Source organism: Streptomyces lasiicapitis (assembly GCF_014646335.1).
In the GTDB taxonomy this organism is placed as follows: Bacteria; Actinomycetota; Actinomycetes; order Streptomycetales; family Streptomycetaceae; genus Streptomyces; species Streptomyces lasiicapitis.
On the sequence record NZ_BMNG01000001.1, the window covers coordinates 398748 to 419877 of the forward strand.

Genomic DNA, 21130 nt, shown 5'->3' on the forward strand with positions numbered 1-21130 from the left:
GAGACCGCCCGCGACCACCACTCAGCCCACCGAGGCGCGGGCGCCTCAGAACAGGCTCATCAACGCCTCCGCCGCGTCCACCGGCGCCGAGTCCCCGTCCGGCAGCGCCAGTTCGAACCACACCGTCTTGCCGCGCGGTGTACGGCGTGAGCCCCAGGCGGCGCTCAGCAGGCCGACGAGCTGGAGCCCGCGCCCGCCCTCGTCGGTGTCGCGGGCGCGGCGGCGGCGCGGCTGGACGAGCCCGGCGTCCCAGACCTCGCAGACCAGGGTGCGGTCGAGCAGAAGGCGAAGGCGGATCTCGCCCTCGCCGTAGCGCAGGGCGTTGGTGACGAGCTCGCTGACGAGGAGTTCGGCGGTGTCGACGAGCGCGTCGAGGTCCCAGGCGCGCAGCCGCTCGCAGGCCAGTTCGCGGGCGCGGCCCACGGACTGCGGCTCGCGCGGCAGCGTCCAGTCGCCGACGTGCTCGGCGGGCAGGCCCTGCACCCGCGCCATGAGCAGCGCGATGTCGTCCTCGCCGTGGTGGGTGTCGAGCGTGTTCAGTACGTGGTCGCAGATGTCCTCAAGGGCCTGCGCGGGCTCGGTGAGCGCGCCGACGAACGCGTTCAGGCCCTCGTCGAGGGGGTGGTCGCGGGACTCGACGAGGCCGTCGGTGTAGAGCGCGAGCAGCGCGCCCTCGGGCAGGTCGACGTCGACCTCCTCGAAGGGCTCGCCGCCGACGCCGAGCGGCATGCCCGGGGGTACGTCGAGCATCAGCGGGGACTCGCCGGGCTCGACGAGTACGGGCGGGAGGTGGCCTGCGTTGGCGAAGGTGACGCGGCGGGTGACGGCGTCGTACACCGCGTACACGCAGGTCGCGAGGTAGACCTCGGCGAGGTCGTCGGTGTCGCGGCCGCGGCCGCCCGCGGGGGTGGCGCGCCGGGAGCGCTGCGGTCCCGGCAGGTTGCCGAGGCCGCGGGCGATCTCGTCGAGCGCGGAGAGCACCTCGGCGGGCTCCAGGTCGAGCAGCGCGAGGGTGCGCACGGCGGAGCGCAGTTCGCCCATGGCGACGGCGGCGCGCAGGCCGCGGCCCATGACGTCGCCGACGACGAGCGCCGTGCGGTGCCCGGGGAGTTCGATGACGTCGAACCAGTCGCCGCCGACCTCGGTGGCCGCGTTGCCGGGCAGATAGCGGCAGGCGATGTCGAGTCCGGCGGCCTCGGGGTCGCCGGGCGGGAGCAGGGACCGCTGCAGTATCAGCGCGCGTTCGTGCTCGCGGCGGTAGAGGCGGGCGTTGTCGATGCAGACGGCGGCGCGCGCGGCGAGTTCGACGGCGAGCGCCCGGTCGCGTTCGCCGAACGGCTCGCTGCCCTTCGTACGGGAGAACTGCGCGAGGCCGACGACGGTGTCGTGCGCGACCATCGGCACGGCGAGCGTCGACTGGATGAGGCCGCTGGTGAGGCGGCGGGCCGGACCGCAGTCGTCGCCGGAGGCGACCAGGCGGGGGCGGGCGGTGCGCAGGGCGTCCGCGCAGGGCGAGTTGAAGGCGAAGCGGTGCACGGAACCGACCTCGACGGGTCCGCTGCCGTCGGGGAAGGGCACGTCGGAGACGGCGCTGGCGAAGGCGACGCGGCGCAGCTCGGCGCTGCCGTCGGCCAGGCTCTGCCGGACGTGCGCGGTCTCGTCGCCGTCCAGGAGGCCTTGGTAGAGGTCGACGGAGGCGAGGTCGCAGAAGCCGGGGACGGTGACGTCGAGGAGCTCGCGGGCGGTGGTCTCCAGGTCGAGGGAGTTGCCGATGCGGGCGCCCGCCTCGTTCAGGAGGGCGAGGTTGCGGCGGGCGTGGGCGGCCTCGCGGGCGGCGGCGTGGCGGCTGGTGACGTCGTTGCCGAGGCCCGCGACGCCGATGGGGCGGCCCGAACCGCTGTGCACGCGGTAGAGGTTGATCGACCAGTGGCGGCGCTCGCTGCTGCCCGGGGCGGGGCCGACGATCTGCATGTCCGTGACGGCCTCGCCGGACTCCAGGACGCGGCGCAGCGCGGCCTGCATGCGGTCGGCCTCGTGGCGGGGGAGGTAGTCGTGGACGGTGCGGCCGCGGTGGTCGTCGGCGGCGCCCCCGAAGACGGCGGCGAAGCGGCGGTTGGCGCGCTGCACCTTGAGGTCCGTGCCGAACAGCAGGAAGCCGAAAGGAGATTGACCGAAAATCGCCTGCGACGCGGCGAGGTCGGTCTCTATCCGGCGGAGCGCGCGGACGTCGACGACGATGCAGACGGCGGCACGCTCGCCCTCGGCCGTGCTGGCCGGCATGACGTAGACCTCGGCGATGCCTTCCAGGCCCGCGGCGGCGGGGTCGTCGCCCGCGGGCGCGGGCACGCGGAACGGGACCGACCCCGTCCATTCGCGCCCGTCCAGGATCTCGGCCATCTTGCGGTGGCCCGTGGGGCGCTGTTCGGGCGCGACGAACGCCTCGATGGGGTCCTTGCCGACGGCGTCCCTCGCGGCCACGCCGAACAGCCGCTCGGCGCGGGCGCTCCACTGGTCGACCAGGCCGTCGGGGCCGATCGAGAAGGACGCCACCTTGATGTAGTCGTAGATGGACCCGGGAGGGCTGCTCTGCCAGATGACGTCGTCCGGGGTGCTCGGCGCGGTGTCGACGCGGGAGGGCCCGGCGCCCGTCGCGCGGGGACGCGCGTCGACGCGGTCGGCCGCCCCTGCTACGCCGAGCGGTCCATCGGCGCCTACCGTCGCGGGCGCGCCCGCGCCTACGTCTTCCGCGCCGCCTGCGCGCCCGGGTCCGGGCGCGTCCTCGCCCGCGGGGTCGCCGGGGTCACCGGGGTCGCCGGGTTCCTGTCCCGGCCCCTCGGCCGCGGCCGTGCGCGCGCCGCCGCCCGCCGTGTCCGCCCTGGCGGCAGCGGTGTCGGCGTTCCCCGCGGGCTCCGGCAAGAGAGGTCCTCCCCCGGCTCCCGGCACCGGCCGGGCAGGCAGGGCCCCGCCCGCTCGCGCCACAGGCCGCCCCGAACCCGTCGCCTTCGCTGGTATCTCGCTCACGCGAACCGTCCCCTCCAGCTCACCCCGTCCGGCACCGGTCACCGGATGTGGCTGCCCGCAGTATCCAGCACTACGGAGCCGGGCCACACGCCGTTCACGATCACAGCACGGACTCAACGCTTTTTGGCCCGTGTCCGCCTTGTGCTCGTCCCAAGCACTTGTACGTAACGGTGCTTCCTGTCTTCTATCCGGGCAGCGCCAGCTCGAACCACACCGTCTTTCCCGTCGTGCCCGTGCGTCCCGGACGCGTGCCCCAGCGCCTCGACGACCGCGCGACCAACTGGATGCCCCGGCCGCCTTCGTCGTCGGGTGCCGCGGCGCGTTCCCGGGGCGGGTCAGGGACCGGATCGGAGACCTCTACGAGGAGGGTGCCCAGCGGACCGGCCTGGCGCACCAGGCGTACGACGATGGGGCCCGAGGCGTACCGCAGGGAATTGGTCACCAGTTCGCTGACGAGCAGGACGGTGACGTCGCCGAGCGCGGCCAGGTCCCACTCGCCGAGCTGCTTGCGGACGACCGCGCGGGCGGTGCGCACGGCGCCCGGGTCCGCGGGAAAGTCCCACTCGGCGCAGTCGCCTTCGGTGTCGATCACGCCGATCACTTCCCAGCCCAGCGGCGGACCTCTGTCCGGTTTCATGGGGTTAATGGGCACATACCCGATATCCCGGTGGAAGTACCGCGTTCAAGGGGGCACAGTGGCACGAACGGCGTAGAGGGGCGTGCGACCTGTCCCGGCATCACCTCTTGCGCGCCGCCTCGCGTCTGCCTCGGCCAGGCGGCCGTCAGCCCGTGACCTGGGTGGCCGTCAACGCGTGGATCGCCGGTACGTCGCCGGGCAGCCAGTCGACCGTCCACAGTTCGTCGGGCCCCAGCCAGCGCAGTTCGTCGTGGTCCTCCAGGGGCAGCGGCTCCCCCGCGAGCAGCTTGGCCCGCCACACCCGCATCACATAGCCGCGGCCGAGGTCGAACTCCCCCGGCACCCGCGCGAGCGGCTCCGCCTCGACCCCGAGTTCCTCGCGGAGCTCGCGCACGAGCGCGTCCTCGCCCCGCTCGCCGGGCTCGACCTTGCCGCCGGGCAGCTCCCAGCGCCCGGCGAGTTCCGCGGGCGCGCTGCGGCGGGCGGCGAGCAGCCGTCCCCCGTCGTACAGGGCGGCGCCCACCACCACGATCCGTTCGGTCATGCGCGCGAGCTTACGGCGTTCAGCGGGCGCCGTTCTGGCTCAGCCGCTCGACCCAGTAGAGCTTCTCGTTGCCGCGGTCGTCGAGGCTGTCCGCGATCTTCTGGGCCTCGGCCTTCGTCGCGTACCTTCCGACCCGGTAGCGGTTGCCGTTGTCGTCCTGACGTATCACGAGCCAGGGCAGTATGACCGTGCCGTCGTTCATGCCGTCCCTCCGCTCCCCGCCCCGGGCGCACCCCACGCCTCGATCAGTAAGGAAACCGCATTCCGCATATGCCCGAGCTTACGCCCGACCTTTACGCAGCGGATACGACTTTGCACAAAGAGATACGCAATCGGCCAGCGCGGAGGGGGCGCATCCTCCCGGACGCGCCCCCTCCGAAGGCCGCCGACGAGCACGGCAAGCCCGAACTCGGCCCCCTTTACGGCTTGTTGATGATTTCCCTCTTGCCGACGCGCGCCCTGCTCACGCCGACGGCACCGTGGGCACCGTGGGTACCGGCATGAGCACCGGCTCGTTCCCGGGCGACGTACGGCAGACGTCCCCGCACTCGGCGTCGAGGGAGCAGCACAGCGAGCAGATCGGCCCGGACTGGACGGGACAGTCGGCGATGTCGGGGAGTTCGTACGCGGTCTCGCAGACGGCGCAGGTGTGGGTGGCCGTGATGTCGGGGACCTCGACGTGCGGGCCGTTCACCGGGTTGGGCCGGGCCAGGTAGTACCTGCCACGGGTCGCCCAGGCGATCAACGGGCACAGGAGCAGGGCGAGTCCGGCGGCGATGAAGGTGGAGAAGGCCTCGGCGTACCGCCCGAACAGGCCGAAGAACGCCAGGATCGAGACCGTCGAGGCGATCACCATCGACCCGAACCCGGCCGGGTTCACGGTGTAGAGATAGGCCCGTTTGAACTCGATGTACGGCGGGCTCCAGCCGGCCCGCTTGTTGATGACCAGGTCGGCGGCCACGGCCACGATCCACGCGATGCCCACGTTGGAGTAGAAGCCGAGCAGTTTGTTGAGCGCGGCGAACATGTTCATCTCCATCAGCGTGAGCGCGATGGCGAGGTTGAGGAAGATGTACCAGACCCGGCCCGGGTGGCGGTGGGTGAGGCGGGAGAAGAAATTCGACCAGGACAGTGAACCGCTGTAGGCGTTGGTCACGTTGATCTTGATCTGCGAGACGATCACGAAGATCGCGGCGGCGGGCAGCGCGAAGGAGCCCAACCAGGGGCGCAGCGCCTCGATCTGCGGGGCGATCGGCTCCAGGGCGTGCGTTTTGCCGACCGCTTCCAGAGCCACGAACGCCAGGAACGCGCCACCGAGCTGCTTGGCGGCCCCGATGATCACCCAGCCGGGTCCCGCCGCGAGAACGGCCAGATTCCATCGCCTCTTGTTCGCCTCCGTCTTGGCCGGCATGAAGCGCAAGTAGTCCGCCTGTTCACCGATCTGCGCGATGAGGGAGAGCGCGACGCCGGTGCCGAGGCCGAAGCCGATCCAGGAGAAGCCGGGGGCCGCGCCCTCCGTGCCCTCGAACGAGCCGAAGGCGCCCCAGGCGTCCGGCGCCTCGAAGGCGAGCACCAGGAAGGGCAGGACCAGGCCGATGAGCCATATCGGCTGCGTCCAGGCCTGCACCTTGGCGAGAGCGCCCATGCCGCGGAAGACGATCGGGATGACGATGAGCGTCGTCACCAAGTAGCCGATCTCGACGGGGAGTCCGACCGCCTGATGCATGGCCTGGGCCATGATCGAGCCTTCGAGGGCGAAGAAGATGAAGGTGAACGAGGCGTAGATGAGGGACGTCAGGGTGGACCCGAAGTAGCCGAATCCCGCGCCGCGCGTGACCAGGTCCATGTCCAGGCCGTACTTGGCGCAGGCCCGCGCGATCGGGATGCCCGTGACGAAGATGATCGTCGCGGCGCAGAGGATGGACGCGAAGCCGCTGGTGAAGCCGTACGTGAAGACGATGGACGCGCCGATGGCGAAGTCCGCGAGGTAGGCGATGCCGCCGAGCGCCGTGGACGCGACCATGGTCGGCGACCAGCGGCGGAAGGAGTGCGGGGCGTAGCGCAGCGAGTAGTCCTCGCGGCTCTCGTCGGCGGCGAGCTTGGCGTAACTGCGCTGCGGCGCGCCGTCGGCCGTGGGCCCGTCCGCCGCGGGCGCGTCGGCCGGGGCCGCCTCGCCCACCGGGTTCGCGTCGTCGCGCGTGACCGTATCCGTCATGAGGGTTCCTGTCTTCCGACCGGACTGCGGGTACGGAGGGGGAAGTTAGGAGCCGCGCGTGACGATCCGCCGCAGGGCGCGATTGCCCCGGCGTTACGGAACCGGGGCGGGCGTTAACTCGTGATCACGCGGGACGGACGGGCGCGTTCGCATTGCGGGCGCACCGGGGTGCGGGACGGGCCCGGTCCGCGGGCGAACGGGCCTGGTCCGCGGGCGAGCGGCCCCGCCCCGCGGCCGAGCGGTCAACGCACCGGCAGGTGGTATGCGATGCGATACCGGTCGGCGGGCACCACGATGTCGGCCGTCTCGACGGGACGCCCCGAGGCGTAATACGTCCGCTGGACAACAAGAACGACATGGCCGGGGACGCCGCCGAGGGCGAGCAACTCCTCGGCGAGGCCGGGGCGGGCGCCCACCTCCTCCGCGACGTTGTCCACGATCACGTCGATGGCGGCCATGCGGTCCACGACGCCGCAGCCGCCGAGGGGGCCCTCCTCGGGGAGCATCACGGGGGTGCGCCCGGTGACGGCGAGGGGCTCCCAGGAGGTGGAGAGCATCATGACCTCGCCCGCGTCCCGGAAGACGTACTTCGTGCACATCACGCGGTCCCCCACGCGGACGGCGAGCCGCTCGGCGACCTCGGCGCCCGCGTCCGCCTGCTCGCTGCGGGACTCCCAGGTGCCGCGGGCGCTCTCGGCGGCCTGCTCCTGCCGGAAGGGGGTGGAGGTGCCGGGCCCCCGGAACCCCGTGCGCGCGACGCTCCGGGGGTTGGGGCGCTCGCGCACGTACGTGCCGGACCCGGAGCGCCCCTCGACCAGACCCTCGGCCATGAGCACCTTGCGGGCTTCGAGAGCGACCGTGTCCGAGACCCCGTACTCCTCGCGGATGCGGGCCTGCGAGGGGAGCCGCGTGTGCGGAGGCAGCGAACCGTCGGTGATCTTCTTACGGAGATCACCCGCGACGCGCAGATACGCCGGCTGCTCACCGAAAGTCACTGGCCACTCCCATCAGGTTGACAGACAGCAACAGCCTGGCAACCGTGGGTTGTTGGCCGCAACCCTAGGCCAAGGAATCACTCGAAGTGATGATTTCCAGGCCCGCGGGGCTTTACGCAGGACCTTTCAAACGTTATAGAAATCAACTAACCACCTGGTCAGACGAGTTGACGCACCGATGCGCGAAGGGTGGCCCCCGCCAGGGAGGTTGCCGGGCCCTGGAGCTACGTTGCTCCGATGCGAGTGGCGGAGACGACGGTGCGGGCGGTGAACGGGCTCACCTCGCGGTGGGCGGACGACGTGCGGGGCGGCACCGTGTTCGCGATCGGCCTGCGGCCGGACCGGGCGGCGGAGGCGGCACGGGAACTGCTGACCACTCTCGACGCGATCCCGGGCCTCGACTCCGCCATCGGCCTGTGGACGAAGCGGACCCTCACGCTGCGCGAGAAGTGGGCCGAAGGGCTGCCCGCGAGCACGCGCGGAGTGCTCACCGGGGACGTCGGCCACGACCGGGCCGCCCTCGACGCCTGGTCCGCCGAGCGCACCGGCGGACAGATCGAGCGGATGCCGGCCTGCGTGGCCGAGAACACCGAACTCGTCCTGGCCGGCGCCCTCGCGCTGCGCACCACGTGGCTGAGCCCCTTCACCGAGGGCGCCATGGAGGCCGATTCGGGCCCGTGGCGCGGGCGCGCCCTGGCCGCCCTGGACCGGGTCAGCAGCCTGCCCGACCGCGTGGGCGTCGCGGACACACCGGCGGGAACGGTCACCGAACTGCGCGTACTCGGCGACACCGGCGTCGATGTCCATCTGCTGCTCGGCGAGGAGCGGATGAGTCCGGGCCAGGTGCTCGCCGCGGGTGTGGGCATCCTCGGCCGCGCCTGGCCGAGAGTGCCGGGGACCCACCTGCCGTACGGCGAACCGGGCCCCGGCCTGACCGTCCGCAAGGAACGCTGCGCGAGCCCGACGCCCCCGCAGCTCTACGTCACGACCGTGCCGTTCACCGTCACCACGGAGCACGACCTGCTCGCGCGCCGCGGCCTGTTCGGCCTGACCACGGCGACGGACGGAGGCTTCGGCCACTTCCCGGGCATGACCGTCGAACCCGTCGCGGTGGACAAGGCCGCCCAGGCGGCCACCGCGACCTTCGGGGCACTCGGTTTCCGGGCAGCGGCCGTCACCGCCATATCCGCGATCAGAGGCGTCCCAAGACTGCTCCACACCACCACAGAAGTGTCGGCCGTCTTCGACCGACCCTTCGGCTTCCTGGCCGTCCACCGCCGCACACGACTCGTCCTCGCGGCCGGCTGGGTCGTGGACCCGGAACCGTACCGCGAGGACGAGGACGAACTGACGTGGCAGTGAAGCTGGTTGATCAATTGATCAGAACTGCGTGATCAGAACTGCAGGCCCCAGTTGTCGATGATGCCGATGTCCTGGGCCGCGTTGTCGGTGACGCGGAGTTTCCATGTGCCGTTGGCCGTCTCCGAGGAGGCGTTGACGGTGTAGGAGGTGTTGATGTCGTCCGAGCTGCCGCCCACGCCGTAGTCCTTGAGGACGTAGGCGGAGTTGTCGGGGGCGACGAGTTCGATCTTCAGGTCACCGACGTACGTGTGCTTGATGGCGACCGGGACGCCGAGCGCGGCGGGGGCGTTGCCGGGGACGCCGGTGACGGTCACCGGCGACTCGGAGGTGGCGTTGTCCCTGATCGCGACGTCCGCTCCGTTCTCGAACTTCGGTCCGGGCGGGTTGGTGCCGCCGGTGCCGACGTAGAGGAGGCGGTTGGGCGAGCCGGTGCCGGGGCTGCCGACGACGTTCGGGGTCGCGGCGGTCGTCAGCGCCGTGGAGACCTGCGCCGGGGTGGCCGACGGGTTCTCGGCGACGTACAGCGCCGCTGCGCCCGCGACGTGCGGGGACGCCATCGACGTACCGGAAATGGTGTTGGTCGCCGTGTCGTTGGTGTTCCACGCCGACGTGATGCCCGAGCCCGGGGCGAACAGGTCGAGGACGGTGCCGAAGTTGGAGTAGGTCGCCTTGGCGTCGGTGTTGGTGGTGGCGCCGACGGTGATCGCCTCGGTGACGCGTGCGGGCGAGCGCGTGTTGGCGTTGGTGGACTCGTTGCCGGCGGCGACGGCGTAGGTGATGCCGGCGGCTATCGAGTTGCGTACGGCGGTGTCGAGCGCGCTGTCGGCGGGGCCGCCGAGGCTCATGTTGGCGACGGCGGGCTTGACCGCGTTCCTGGTCACCCAGTCGATGCCCGCGACGACCTGGGCGGTGGTGCCGGAGCCCTGGTTGTTGAGCACGCGGACGCCGACGATCTTGGCTTTCTTGGCGACGCCGTGCGCGATGCCGCCGACCGTGCCCGCGACGTGCGTGCCGTGGCCGTGGCCGTCCTGCGCGGTGTTGTCGTTGTCGATGGCGTCGTAGCCGTCGGCCGCGCGACCGCCGAAGTCCTGGTGGCTCTTACGGACACCGGTGTCGATGATGTAGACGGTGGCGCCCTCCCCGGCCTTGTCGGGGTAGGTGTACTTCTGGTCCAGCGGGAGGCTGCGCTGGTCGATGCGGTCCAGGCCCCACGACGGCGGGTTGGGCTGGGTGGCGGCGACCGTGTACGTGCGGTTCTGCACGACGGAGGCGACGGCCGGGTCGGCGGCGAACTTCTTCGCCTCGGACTCGGAGGCCTCGACCTCATAGCCGTTGAGCACCTTCTTGTACGTGCGCTCGATGTCGGCGCCGTGCTTCTTCGCCAGTGCCCGGCCCTCGGCCGAGTCCGCCTTGGCGGCGTCCTTGTGCAGCGTGACGATATAGCTGTTCGCGACCGCGCCGGCGGCGCCCGCGTACTGAATCCGGCCTTCCGCCGCCTGCGGCTGCGCGGCCGCGGGGAGCGCGGACACGACGCCGAGGGCGACGGCGGTGGCGGCGGTCAGGGCAACCGTGCCCAGGCCGGCCAGTCTTCGGCGGGAGTGACGCATCACTGCCATCTGAGGGGTCCTCCTCAATCGGTGGTGCGCTGGTGGGGGATGCGACAGGGACATGACAGGCAGCACGACACAGCGGCGCCTTGACCACGCCGAGTTGATCAATGGTCAACTCTCTGTCGCCGACGAAAGATTGGCGGATCCATAGGAATCCCACAAGGGCGTTGTTCGGACGTAACACGACTGCCATGCACCCGCCATGACATGGCATCAATAATCCGTGCATTCCGCCCGCGGGGGTCGTGAGCAGCCCAGCTCCGGGGCCTTCCGCCCGGCTCTGCCGGACTGCGGCTTCCACGGGGCGGAGGGCGCGGGGGTGCGGTGATGGCGGGATTTCAGCCACCACGGATTTCTGGTGGGTGGGGGGATGGTGTAGGGGCGGGTGGGGTGAGTGGGTCAGGTGGGCGGTTGTGGGGAGGGTGAGCCGCCAACCGCACGCACCCCGCGCCCCCGGCCGTGGGACTCCGAGGGCGCGCCACCCCCGCTCCCCGCCCCCGGCCCCGCATCGTCGGCACCATGCCCGCTCCCCTCGCCCTCACCTCCGCCCTGCTCGCCTCCGCCCTCGCCGCGGCCGCGCTCCCCCAGGGCCCCGCGACCCCGGACACCACCCCGCCCCAACCCCCGCGCTCCGCCTGCCCCGCGGGCCCCTGGGCGCCGACCTCCACCACCCGCGCCGCCCCCGACGACCCGCACCTCCCGTACGTGGGCAACGGCTACCTGGGCGCCCGTGTCGCACCCGCCGGCACCGGATACGTCGCGCACGGCGGCAAGACCGGCTGGCCCCTCTACACCCCGGCCTACGCCGGAACCTTCGCCTCCGGCCTGTACGCACGCGGCCCCGAGAACACCGCGGGCCGCGAGGCCATCGCCGCGCTGCCCACCTGGACGCCGCTCGACCTCACCGTCGGCGGCGAGACGTACGGCCCGCGCAGCCGCGTCTCGCACTACCGCCAGACCCTCCACCTGCGCTGCGGCTTCGTCCGTACGTCGCTCACCTGGACCACCGCCGACGGCCGCCGCACCGACCTCACGTACGACGTACTCGCCGACCGCACCCACGCCCACACCGCCGCCGTACGCCTCAGCCTCACCCCGCACTGGTCCGGCGGGGCCACGGTCACCGACCGCGTGGACGGGCGCGGGGCGCGGCGCGTGGCCCACACCGGCGGCGGCGCCCGCGGCAAGAACACGATGGACGTCACCTTCCGCACCGACGGCACCCGCACGGACGGCGCCGTCGCCTCCACCCTCCGGGCCCCCGGCCGCACCCATCAGGCGCGCCCCGCGCGGGACTTGAGCGTGAGCCAGTCCGCGGACTTCGGGGTGCGGGCGGGCGGGACGTATCACGTCACGAAGTACGTGGGCGTCGACACGGAGCTGACCTCAGGCGCGTCGGGCGCCGCAGGTGCCTCGGACACCTCAGGTGCCTCGGGCGCCGCACAAAGCCCACGCACCTCGCGCACCCCACGCGAAGCCGCCCGGGACGCCTCCGTGAAAGCCGCGGCCCGCGGCTGGGACGCGCTGTTCGCCGCGCACACGGCGGCCTGGCGTACGGAGTGGGACACCTCGTCCATCGAGATCCCGTCCCGCCCCGACCTCCAGCTCTGGGTGCGCTCCTCGCAGTACGGCCTGCTGTCCTCGCTGCGCCGCGGCGCCCGCGACAGCATCGCGCCGACCGGCCTCACCAGCGACAACTACGCGGGCATGGTGTTCTGGGACGCCGAGACCTGGATGTTCCCGGCGCTGCTCGCCTCGCGCCCCGAACTCGCCCGCCCCGTCCTCGACTACCGCGGCCGCACCGCCGGCGCGGCCCGCGACAACGCCCGTAAGACATCGGTCAAGGGCCTCTTCTACCCCTGGACCAGCGCCAGCCGCGGCCGCCTGTGGACCGAGTGCCAGAGCTGGTACCCGCCGCACTGCGTGCAGCAGAACCACCTCCAGGGCGACATCGCGCTGGCCGCCTGGCAGTACTACCTCGCCACCGGCGACCGCGCCTGGCTGCGCGCGCACGGCTGGCCGCTGCTGCGCGGCATCGCCGAGTACTGGGCGGGCCGCACCACCCGCAATCCGGACGGCAGTTACTCGATCCAGAACGTCGCGGGGCCCGACGAGTACAGCAACGGCGTGACCGACGGCGTCTACACCAACGCCGTCGCCGCCACCGCCCTGCGCGCAGCCACCGGCGCCGCCCGCGCCCTCGGGCGCCCCGCCCCGGCCGACTGGACCCGGCAGGCCGAGCGGCTGCGCATCCCGTACGACCCCAAGCGCAAGATCTTCCTCCAGTACGACGGCTACAAGGGCTCGACCATCAAGCAGGCCGACACCGTCCTGCTGATCTACCCCTTGGACTGGCCGATGCCCGAGGGCGCCGCGGCCGCGACCCTCGACTACTACGCCGAGCGCAGCGACCCTGACGGCCCCGCGATGACCGACTCGGTGCACGCGATCGACGCCGCCGCCATCGGCGAGCCGGGCTGCTCCTCGTACACGTACTTGCAGCGCGCCTCGCGCCCCTTCGTACGCGGACCGTTCGCGCTGTTCTCGGAGGCGCGCGGCGAGAAGGCGGGCGCCGGCGACGCGCTCGCGGGCACCCCCGCGCAGGACTTCCTCACCGGCAAGGGCGGCTTCCTCCAGGTCTTCACGCACGGCCTGACGGGCCTGCGCCTTCGCGACTCCGACGCGCTGCGCCTCGACCCGACGCTGCCGCCGCAGCTCGGGTCCGGGGTCACGCTGCGCGGTCAGCGCTGGCGCGGCAGTACGTACGACATCGCCGTCGGCCCCGACGAGACGACGGTGACGCTGACGGCGGGGCACCCCTTCACGGTGGAGTCCCCGCAGGGGCGCGTACGGGTGGAAAGGGGCGCGCCGGGCGTGCTCGCTACGCGGCGGCCCGACCGCACGCCGACCGCGGACGCCGCGCGCTGCCGCCCTGCGACGGCCACGTCCGAGGACTCCGGTCTGTACGCGGCCGCCGCGGTGGACGGCAGCGACGTCACCGCGTGGTCGCCCGCCGCGAAGACCCGGCAGGCCACGCTCACCGTCGACCTGGGCCGCGAGGTGCACGTCCGGGACGTGACCGCGCGCTGGGGCGTGCGGCCCGCGGACTTCGCCGTCGAGACGTCGGGGGACGGGCGCGAGTGGGGTGCGCCGGGAAGCGGGCCCGCGCGGTTCGCCCGTGTGACGGTGCGGGTGGGGGAACGGGTGCCTGAGCTGCGGGAGTTGCGGGTGAGCGAGTAGCCCCTGGAGGGGCTGAGTCACGTGATCGAGGTGTCGCCGTGCAGTTCCAGGAGCTTGCGGAGCAGCGCGGCGGCACCGGCGACCTCCTCGGGGTCGAGGCCGTCGAGGAGGCGCTCGTAGTTGCTGAGGTGGTTGACCATGAGCGCGTCCGTGAGCTGCTTGCCGTGCTCGGTGAGCCTGATCCGCACGGTCCGCCGGTCGGCGCCGTCCCTGACCCGCTCCACCAGGCCCTTGGCCTCCATGCGGTCGATCCGGTTGGTGATGGCGCCGGAGGTCACCATGGCCGCCTTGAGGAAGGCGCCGGCGGTCAGGGCGTAGGGCGGGCCCGAGCGGCGCAGGGTCGTCAGGACGTCGAACTCGCCCGACTCCACGCCGTGTTCGGCGCAGAACGCCTTCAGCTCCCGGTCCACGAAGCGGTGCGCGCGCTGGATCCTGGCCATGAGCTGGACCGGCCAGAGGTCGTCCGCCAGATCGGGCCGCTCCTTCTCCCACTGCCCGACGATCGCGTCCACGGCGTCACTCATGCCGGCCACTCCCTCTCTCACTACTCTCTGCTTCTCGCTTCTTCAGCGCTGACCTTCTCAATGCTAAGACACTTGACGCTGAAAGAACCCCCGTGCTTTTATCTCAACGTTGAGACTTTCAGTCTTGAGAAAACGAAGCCAGAGACAACGAAGGAGCCCCGCCATGTCCGCACCCTCCCCCCTCGCCCCGACCTCCCCGCTCACCCTCGCCCCCGCCGCCCAGGACCTCCTCTTCCGCGAGGCCCGCACCGCGAACACCTTCACCGACGAGCCCGTCACGGACGACCAGATCCAGGCGATCTACGACCTGGTCAAGTACGGCCCCACGGCCTTCAACCAGTCGCCCCTGCGCGTGATACTCGTCCGCACCCCCGAGGCCCGCGAACGCCTGGTCCAGCACATGGCCGAGGGCAACCGCCCCAAGACCGCGACCGCCCCGCTCGTCGCGATCCTCGCCACGGACCACGAGTTCCACGAGGAGCTGCCGCGGCTCGTGCCGCACGCTCCCGGCATCGGCGAGACGTACTTCTCGGAGCGCGCGGTCCGCGAGGAGTCCGCCCTGGTCAACGGGACGCTGCAGGCGGCGTACTTCATCGTCGGCGTCCGCGCGGCGGGCCTCGCCGCCGGGCCGATGACGGGTTACGACGCCGAGGGCCTGCGCAAGGAGTTCCTGGACGACGACCACGAGCCGCTGATGGTCGTCAACATCGGCAGGCCGGGCGAGGACGCGTGGTTCCCGCGGTCGCCTCGGCTCGCGTACGAGGACGTCGTGACGTCGGTCTGAGCGCGGGGGCCGTCCGGCCCGCTCCGGCCACTCGGCCACCTCACTCACCACTCACCCAGCGGCCCGCTCCGCCGCTTCCGCTTCAGGGGGACCCGTGTCCAGCACCACCGCACCCGCCGCCACCGTCACACCGCCCACCACCGCGTCCGCCACCGTCACACCGCCCACCACCGCGTCCGCCTCCGGCTCCCGCAACGGCACCCGCGCCGAAACCGGAAGCCGAACCGAAAGCGGCACCCGCCCCGCCCAAGTCCCCATCTTCTGGCTGGCGTTGCTCGCCGCGCCGGTGGCCGCCGGGGCCAACGCGCCGGTGCTGATCCTGCCGGACCTGGCGCGCTCGTTCGGGGTCGCGACGGCGACGGCGACATGGATGGTGACCGCGTTCGCGTGGGCCATGGCGGCGGGAACGCCGCTGCTCGCGGCCCTGCTGCGGCGCCGCGGGCTGCGGCCGCTGCTTCGGCTGAGCACGGCGCTCGTACTCGGCGGCACAGCGCTGGTCGCGGTCGCGCCGTGGCTGCCGGTGGCCCTCGCGGGCCGGGTCGCGCAGTCGCTGGGCGGCGCGGGCCTGGTGGCGGCGGCGATGAACCTGGCGGGGAGCGCGCGCAGGATGGGCGTGATCAGCTCCGGCTTCGGTGTCCTTGGCGCGGCGGGCCCGCTGCTCGGCGCGACGCTCACGGACGCGGTGTCGTGGCGGCTTGCGTTCGCGGTGTCGGCGCTGGCGGTGCTCGCGGTGCCGGCGGTGTCGCGGTACGCCCGTCGGACGCCGCCCGGGGTGGGCCGCTTCGACGCCCGCGGCGCGGCCCTGCTCATCGCACTCGCCACCTCCCTGATCCTGCTGCCGAGCACCCCTCTCCCGGCACTGGCGGCAGCCCTGCTCACGGGCCTGCTCCTCACCCTGCACATCCGCCGCCGCCCGGAAGGCTTCGTACCGGTACGCCTGCTCCGCTCCCCCGTCTTCCTCATCTCCGCGGCGCTCGGCGTAACGCTCTCCACCACGTACTTCACGCTCCTGTTCACGGTGCCGAGCCTGCTGCAGGACCGGGCGGGCTGGTCGAAGGGCGCGATCGGCACGGGCCAGCTCCTGACCCTGCTCACGGCGTCGGCGCTGTCGTGGCTGCTGGCGGCGGGCTCGGCGCGGCTCGGCCGGACGGCGGTCCGCGCGACGCTGATCACGGTGGGCGCGGCGGCGGTGGCGACGGCGGCCCTGGCCGACTCCGGCCCCCTGCTCCTCCTCGCGGCGGGCGCGGCGGCCTTCACGGCGACGGGCGCCAACGCCACCCTCTCGGTCCACGCGGCCTCAGCGGGCCCCGACTCCCACCGCCCCACGGCCATAGGCCTCTTCGCCCTCAGCTACCAACTGGGCGGCGCCTTCGGCCCAGGCATAGCCACGATGCTGGTCCTCGCCTAGCCCTTGCCCGACCAGAAAGCACCAAGGCCCCTGCCCGGAACACCCGGGCAGGGGCCTGACCCATGCTTTCGGCCACGGACCCCCGTACCGACAAACCGCTACCGTGATGCCATGACCGCACTGCCCGACTGGATGCGCCCGCCCCGCGCGGAAGGCTGGTTCGCGGAGGACCTGGACCGCCTCCCCGAGGCGCCTCGCCACACCGAGCTGATCGACGGAGCGCTCGTCTTCATGATGTCCCCACAGAGGTGGTGGCACGGCCACCTCGTCACGATGCTCACTGTTGCCCTGATGGAGCAGGCGCCCCCGAACGCCAGAGTCGGGCGCGAGATGACGATCAAGCTCGACCAGCGCAACCGTCCCGAGCCGGATCTGCTGGTGACAACGGCTGCCTTCGAGGGGGACCGGACCTGGTTCACACCGGAGGAAGTACGGCTCGTCGTAGAGGTCGTCTCCCCCGAGTCCGCCCACCTTGACCGTACGGTCAAGCTCCGCAAGTACGCCGAAGCCGGGATCCCGCACTACTGGCTGATCGAAGACGAGGACGGCGCACCCGTCGTCCACGTCTACGAACTCGACGAGCCGACCCGCGCCTACACCCCGGCAAGCATCGCCCGCGGCACACTCCAGCGCTCGGTGCCCTTCGACATCGCCCTCGACCTGAAGCAGCTCACTCCGCCTCGACGCACCTGAGACGGAGCACGGCCGACCGTCAGACGTTGAAGCGGAACTCCACCACGTCCCCGTCCTGCATCACATACTCCTTGCCCTCCATGCGGGCCTTGCCCGCCGAGCGGGCGTCGGCCACCGAGCCGGTCTCGACCAGGTCCGCGAAGGAGATGACCTCGGCCTTGATGAAGCCCTTCTGGAAGTCGGTGTGGATGACGCCGGCTGCCTCGGGGGCGGTCGCGCCCTGCTTGATGGTCCAGGCGCGGGATTCCTTGGGGCCTGCCGTGAGGTAGGTCTGGAGGCCGAGGGTGCGGAAGCCGACGTGGGCGAGGGTGGCGAGGCCGGGCTCTTCCTGGCCCACGGACTGGAGGAGTTCGAGGGCCTCCTCGTCGTCGAGCTCGGCGAGGTCCGCCTCCAGCTTGGCGTTGAGGAAGATCGCCTCGGCCGGGGCGACCAGGGCACGCTGCTCGGCCTTGAAGTCGTCGTCGGTCAGCTCGTCCTCGTCGACGTTGAAGACGTAGAGGAAGGGCTTGGTGGTGAGGAGGTGCAGGTCGTGGAGCAGTTCCTCGTTGCCCGAGCCCTGGACGATGCCCGCCGAGAAGAGGGTGTCGCCCTTCTCCAGGATCTCCTTGGCCGCCTCGACCGCCGCCACCTTCGGCGCGATGTCCTTCTTGATGCGCGACTCCTTCTGGAGGCGCGGCAGGACCTTCTCGATCGTCTGGAGGTCGGCGAGGATCAGCTCGGTGTTGATCGTCTCGATGTCGTCCTTGGGCGAGACCTTGCCGTCGACGTGTACGACGTTCTCGTCCTTGAAGGCACGGATGACCTGGCAGATCGCGTCGGACTCGCGGATGTTCGCGAGGAACTTGTTGCCCAGGCCCTCGCCCTCGCTGGCGCCGCGCACGATGCCCGCGATGTCGACGAAGTCGACGGTGGCGGGGAGGATCTTCTGGGAGCTGAAGATCTCCGCCAGCTTGGTGAGGCGGGGGTCGGGGACGCCGACGACGCCCACGTTCGGCTCGATCGTCGCGAACGGGTAGTTGGCCGCAAGGACGTCGTTCTTGGTCAGGGCGTTGAACAGGGTCGACTTGCCGACGTTGGGCAGACCGACGATTCCGATCGTGAGCGACACGTTGCGACTTCCCGTACGTGAGGACTGGCGTGAGGGCTGGCTGGGCGCGGCCCGGGGAGGTCGGCGGCGTTGCGGCGCCGTCCTCGTCTTCCGGGGCGATCCACCAGTCTACGGCGTGCCGCGCGCCGTCTCGGCGCCCCGTCTCCGAAAGGGCGCCCCCGGCCGCGCCGCGCACCACGCCCGGCGCGACGCCCCGCCCCTTCCCGCACACCGCCGCCCCGTCGCCGAAAGGCCGCCCGCGCCCCCGTCGGGCCCGCCCCGTACCGCCGCCCTGTCGAACACGTGGCCAAGCTCGGCCAAAGCGCGTGTCCCAAACCGGATTAACCGCCCGGTCGGACCTAGGTTGGTCCGGTGGAGCAACACAGGACTCGTCCGCCGGGCGCCAGGCCGCGCCGCACCGCGCCGCTGCCCGAACAAGGCAGCCCCGCGGAGCCCCCCGTCCCCCGTACCCCGCCGCGCCCCCGCAAGGCCGCGTCGCCGCTGGGCCGCGCCCTGCGCAGAACCCCGCTGTACCGCAAGGTCAGCCGGATGCCCCTGTACCGCGCGCTGCGCCGCATGCCCAACCCACGCCTCACCGGGCTCGGCAGCGGGCTCTTCGCCGCCGCCGTGATGTTCCTCTTCGCCTGCCTGCTGCAGCTGCTCTTCGGCGGCTCGATCGTCGCGTACGGCGTGCTGTTCCTGCCGGTGAGCGCCCTCACGGCGCTCTGGGTGCGGCCCGCCGACCTGGTCAGCGCGCCCGTCGCGGTGCCGATCGCCTTCGCCGCCGGGGTGCTGCCGATCTCCGGCGGTACCGGTGGCTTCGGCGGGCAGTTCATGGGGCTGCTCACCGCGCTGGCGCTGCACGCGGGCTGGTTGTACGGAGGGACGCTGGTCGCCGGCGTCATCGTGACCGTACGCAAGATCAAGCTCATGACCCGGCGGCGGCAGCAGCGGCAGTGGCAGCAACAGCAGCGCGGGCAGGTACGGCAGCCCGGGCATCCGCCGCAGCGGCGCGTGCCCGCGTCCTAGCCCCGGTCGGGTTCAGCAGCTCCGGCCGGGTCCACCCCGTCCCGGACCCGGCCGGGTCCCGCCCCCATCACCCTGGCCGCAGACCTAAACGCTGCGCGTATCCGCCCGCGCGGCCATCGCCGCCCCCACGATCCCCGCGTTGTTCTGCAGCTCCGCCGGGACGATCTCGGCCTGGATGCCCTTGATCAGGGGCAGGAACTTGTGCGCCTTGCGGCTCACGCCGCCGCCGATGATGAACAGCTCGGGCGAGAACAGCATCTCCACGTGCGCCAGGTACTTCTGGACGCGGTGCGCCCAGTGCTCCCAGGTCAGGTCCTCGTCCTCGCGGGCCTTGGAGGAGGCGCGCTTCTCCGCGTCGTGGCCGTGCAGCTCCAGGTGGCCCAGCTCGGTGTTCGGCACGAGGTGGCCGTCGGTGAAGACGGCGCTGCCGATGCCGGTGCCGAGGGTGAGCATGATGACCGTGCCCGTGCGGCCTCGGCCCGCGCCGAAGTGCGTCTCGGCGACGCCCGCCGCGTCCGCGTCGTTCAGGACCGTCACCGGTGCGCCGCCGATGCGCTCGGAGACCAGGCGGCGGATGTCCGTGCCGATCCAGCTCTTGTCGACGTTCGCCGCCGTGCGGGCGACGCCGTCCGTGATCACGCCCGGGAACGTCGCCCCGACGGGGCCCGTCCAGCCGAAGTGCTCGACGACCTCGCGCACGCCCTCGACGACGCTCTCGGGCGTCGCCGGGTGCGGCGTGAGCACTTTGTGCCGCTCCTGAGCCAGGTCTCCGCGCTCCAGGTCAACGGGTGCCCCCTTGATCCCGGATCCGCCGATGTCCACACCGAAGATCTGCATGGACCCAACGTTACGACGCCGGACTGACAGTCACTCCTCGGTTGCCCCGGATACCCGGTTGAAGCGGGGCCTGGCCCCGCCCCGCCCCGCAGGACGTCTACTTCTTCGCGGACAGCTCCGCCGCCTCCGCGCGCAGATCGCGGCGCAGCTCCTTCGGCAGCGAGAACGTGATCGACTCGTCGGCCGTCTTCACCGTCTCCACGTCCGCGTACCCGCGCTCGGCCAGCCACTCGATGACGCCGTCCACCAGGATGTCCGGGACGGACGCGCCCGAGGTCAGGCCGACGGTGGTGACGCCGTCCAGCCAGGCCTCGTCGATCTCGTCGGCGTTGTCCACCAGGTGCGAGGCGGGCACGCCCGCCTCCAGGGCGACCTCGACCATGCGGATCGAGTTCGAGGAGTTCTTGGAGCCGACGACGATGACCAGCTCGGCGTCCTCCGCGAGCTTCTTGACCGCGATCTGGCGGTTCTGCGTGGCGTAGCAGATGTCGTCGCTCGGCGGCGAGATCAGGCCCGGGAACTTCGTCTTCAGGGCGTCGACGGTCTCCATGGTCTCGTCCACGGAGAGGGTCGTCTGGGACAGCCACACGACCCGGTCCGGGTCGCGGACCTCGACGTTCGCGACGTCCTCGGGGCCGTCGACCAGGGTGATGTGGTCGGGGGCCTCACCGGACGTGCCGATGACCTCCTCGTGCCCCTCGTGCCCGATCAGGAGGATGTCGAAGTCCTCCTTGGCGAACCGCACCGCTTCCTTGTGGACCTTGGTGACGAGGGGGCAGGTCGCGTCGATCGTCGCGAGCTTGCGCTCGGCGGCCTCCGTGTGGACGGTCGGCGCCACGCCGTGCGCGGAGAACATCACGATGGAGCCCTCCGGCACCTCCTCCACCTGGTCGACGAAGATGGCGCCCTTCTTCTCCAGGGTCTGCACGACGTACTTGTTGTGGACGATCTCGTGGCGGACATAGATCGGGGCCCCGTACTGCTCCAGGGCCTTCTCGACGGCGATCACGGCACGGTCCACACCCGCGCAGTAGCCACGGGGAGCGGCGAGCAGGACACGGCGGGAGCCAGGCGTTGCAGTCATACGGACCATCGTAAGGCCGCGTACGACAGGTCAAAGATCGCCGCAGTGGGGAGACTGGGA

Annotated in this window: 17 protein-coding genes; 6 read left to right on the forward strand and 11 right to left on the reverse strand. The window is 71.9% G+C overall.

The genetic code is table 11. The annotated features are described in order from the left end of the window. Window positions 1-45: 45 nt before the first annotated feature. From IEY91_RS01785 to IEY91_RS01810, 6 genes are all read right to left on the reverse strand, one after another. Entirely contained in the window at window positions 46-3063 is a 3018-nt protein-coding gene (locus IEY91_RS01785) for a SpoIIE family protein phosphatase (RefSeq protein WP_189172535.1), read from the reverse strand. A 142-nt stretch (window positions 3064-3205) separates the two neighbouring features. After that, window positions 3206-3658, reverse strand: a complete 453-nt coding sequence (locus IEY91_RS01790; RefSeq protein WP_189172536.1) for an ATP-binding protein — start codon at window positions 3656-3658, stop codon at window positions 3206-3208. 145 nt (window positions 3659-3803) lie between these two features. Next, on the reverse strand, window positions 3804-4202 hold the full coding sequence (locus tag IEY91_RS01795) for a (deoxy)nucleoside triphosphate pyrophosphohydrolase (RefSeq protein ID WP_164321060.1): 399 nt from the start codon (window positions 4200-4202) through the stop codon (window positions 3804-3806). Between the two features lie 19 nt (window positions 4203-4221). Beyond that, a complete protein-coding gene (locus IEY91_RS01800; protein WP_164321063.1) occupies window positions 4222-4404 on the reverse strand; it encodes an SPOR domain-containing protein in 183 nt (60 codons plus the stop codon). A gap of 261 nt (window positions 4405-4665) precedes the next feature. Further along, complete coding sequence (locus IEY91_RS01805) at window positions 4666-6417, reverse strand: purine-cytosine permease family protein (RefSeq protein ID WP_229696622.1); 1752 nt, start codon at window positions 6415-6417, stop codon at window positions 4666-4668. 242 nt (window positions 6418-6659) lie between these two features. Continuing rightward, a complete protein-coding gene (locus IEY91_RS01810; protein WP_164321065.1) occupies window positions 6660-7412 on the reverse strand; it encodes a GntR family transcriptional regulator in 753 nt (250 codons plus the stop codon). Window positions 7413-7649: 237 nt separating this feature from the next. Between IEY91_RS01810 and IEY91_RS01815 the strand changes: the two genes are divergently transcribed. Then, window positions 7650-8774, forward strand: a complete 1125-nt coding sequence (locus IEY91_RS01815) for a serpin family protein (protein ID WP_189172537.1) — start codon at window positions 7650-7652, stop codon at window positions 8772-8774. Window positions 8775-8806: 32 nt separating this feature from the next. On the opposite strand, the gene IEY91_RS01820 is transcribed toward IEY91_RS01815, so the two are convergent. Further along, entirely contained in the window at window positions 8807-10390 is a 1584-nt protein-coding gene (locus IEY91_RS01820; RefSeq protein ID WP_164321067.1) for a S8 family peptidase, read from the reverse strand. A gap of 513 nt (window positions 10391-10903) precedes the next feature. Between IEY91_RS01820 and IEY91_RS01825 the strand changes: the two genes are divergently transcribed. Continuing rightward, on the forward strand, window positions 10904-13624 hold the full coding sequence (locus tag IEY91_RS01825) for a discoidin domain-containing protein (protein WP_189172538.1): 2721 nt from the start codon (window positions 10904-10906) through the stop codon (window positions 13622-13624). A gap of 17 nt (window positions 13625-13641) precedes the next feature. Here the strand turns inward: IEY91_RS01825 and IEY91_RS01830 are convergent, their stop codons facing one another. Next, the gene (locus IEY91_RS01830) at window positions 13642-14148 is read right to left on the reverse strand and encodes a MarR family winged helix-turn-helix transcriptional regulator (RefSeq protein WP_164321071.1); all 507 of its coding nucleotides are present in this window, start codon (window positions 14146-14148) and stop codon (window positions 13642-13644) included. 163 nt (window positions 14149-14311) lie between these two features. On the opposite strand from IEY91_RS01830, the gene IEY91_RS01835 reads away from it, so the two are divergent. The 3 genes from IEY91_RS01835 (at window position 14312) to IEY91_RS01845 (ending at window position 17033) form a co-directional block, all read left to right on the forward strand. Then, window positions 14312-14932, forward strand: coding sequence for a malonic semialdehyde reductase (locus IEY91_RS01835; RefSeq protein WP_189172539.1), 621 nt, complete (start codon window positions 14312-14314; stop codon window positions 14930-14932). A 94-nt stretch (window positions 14933-15026) separates the two neighbouring features. Next, a complete protein-coding gene (locus IEY91_RS01840) occupies window positions 15027-16340 on the forward strand; it encodes an MFS transporter (RefSeq protein WP_268240841.1) in 1314 nt (437 codons plus the stop codon). 111 nt (window positions 16341-16451) lie between these two features. Then, window positions 16452-17033: a Uma2 family endonuclease gene (locus IEY91_RS01845; protein ID WP_164321077.1), complete on the forward strand. Its 582-nt coding sequence runs from the start codon at window positions 16452-16454 to the stop codon at window positions 17031-17033. Window positions 17034-17052: 19 nt separating this feature from the next. Here IEY91_RS01845 and ychF read toward each other — a convergent pair whose 3' ends face one another. Beyond that, on the reverse strand, window positions 17053-18141 hold the full coding sequence (ychF, locus tag IEY91_RS01850; protein ID WP_164321093.1) for a redox-regulated ATPase YchF: 1089 nt from the start codon (window positions 18139-18141) through the stop codon (window positions 17053-17055). 351 nt (window positions 18142-18492) lie between these two features. On the opposite strand from ychF, the gene IEY91_RS01855 reads away from it, so the two are divergent. Continuing rightward, complete coding sequence (locus tag IEY91_RS01855; protein ID WP_373287868.1) at window positions 18493-19149, forward strand: DUF6542 domain-containing protein; 657 nt, start codon at window positions 18493-18495, stop codon at window positions 19147-19149. An 84-nt stretch (window positions 19150-19233) separates the two neighbouring features. Here the strand turns inward: IEY91_RS01855 and ppgK are convergent, their stop codons facing one another. After that, window positions 19234-19986, reverse strand: a complete 753-nt coding sequence (gene ppgK, locus IEY91_RS01860) for a polyphosphate--glucose phosphotransferase (RefSeq protein WP_189172540.1) — start codon at window positions 19984-19986, stop codon at window positions 19234-19236. Between the two features lie 97 nt (window positions 19987-20083). Next, window positions 20084-21079, reverse strand: coding sequence for a 4-hydroxy-3-methylbut-2-enyl diphosphate reductase (locus IEY91_RS01865; protein WP_164321097.1), 996 nt, complete (start codon window positions 21077-21079; stop codon window positions 20084-20086). Window positions 21080-21130 lie beyond the last annotated feature (51 nt).

Excerpts from the sequence above, each read along its gene's own strand:
- IEY91_RS01790 (WP_189172536.1), bottom strand. The coding sequence starts at position 3,658 with ATGAAACCGGACAGAGGTCCGCCGCTGGGCTGGGAAGTGATCGGCGTG.
- IEY91_RS01795 (WP_164321060.1), bottom strand. The coding sequence starts at position 4,202 with ATGACCGAACGGATCGTGGTGGTGGGCGCCGCCCTGTACGACGGGGGA.
- IEY91_RS01800 (WP_164321063.1), bottom strand. The coding sequence starts at position 4,404 with ATGAACGACGGCACGGTCATACTGCCCTGGCTCGTGATACGTCAGGAC.
- IEY91_RS01805 (WP_229696622.1), bottom strand. The coding sequence starts at position 6,417 with ATGACGGATACGGTCACGCGCGACGACGCGAACCCGGTGGGCGAGGCG.
- IEY91_RS01815 (WP_189172537.1), top strand. The coding sequence starts at position 7,650 with ATGCGAGTGGCGGAGACGACGGTGCGGGCGGTGAACGGGCTCACCTCG.
- IEY91_RS01820 (WP_164321067.1), bottom strand. The coding sequence starts at position 10,390 with ATGGCAGTGATGCGTCACTCCCGCCGAAGACTGGCCGGCCTGGGCACG.
- IEY91_RS01825 (WP_189172538.1), top strand. The coding sequence starts at position 10,904 with ATGCCCGCTCCCCTCGCCCTCACCTCCGCCCTGCTCGCCTCCGCCCTC.
- IEY91_RS01830 (WP_164321071.1), bottom strand. The coding sequence starts at position 14,148 with ATGAGTGACGCCGTGGACGCGATCGTCGGGCAGTGGGAGAAGGAGCGG.
- IEY91_RS01835 (WP_189172539.1), top strand. The coding sequence starts at position 14,312 with ATGTCCGCACCCTCCCCCCTCGCCCCGACCTCCCCGCTCACCCTCGCC.
- IEY91_RS01845 (WP_164321077.1), top strand. The coding sequence starts at position 16,452 with ATGACCGCACTGCCCGACTGGATGCGCCCGCCCCGCGCGGAAGGCTGG.
- ppgK (WP_189172540.1), bottom strand. The coding sequence starts at position 19,986 with ATGCAGATCTTCGGTGTGGACATCGGCGGATCCGGGATCAAGGGGGCA.
- IEY91_RS01865 (WP_164321097.1), bottom strand. The coding sequence starts at position 21,079 with ATGGTCCGTATGACTGCAACGCCTGGCTCCCGCCGTGTCCTGCTCGCC.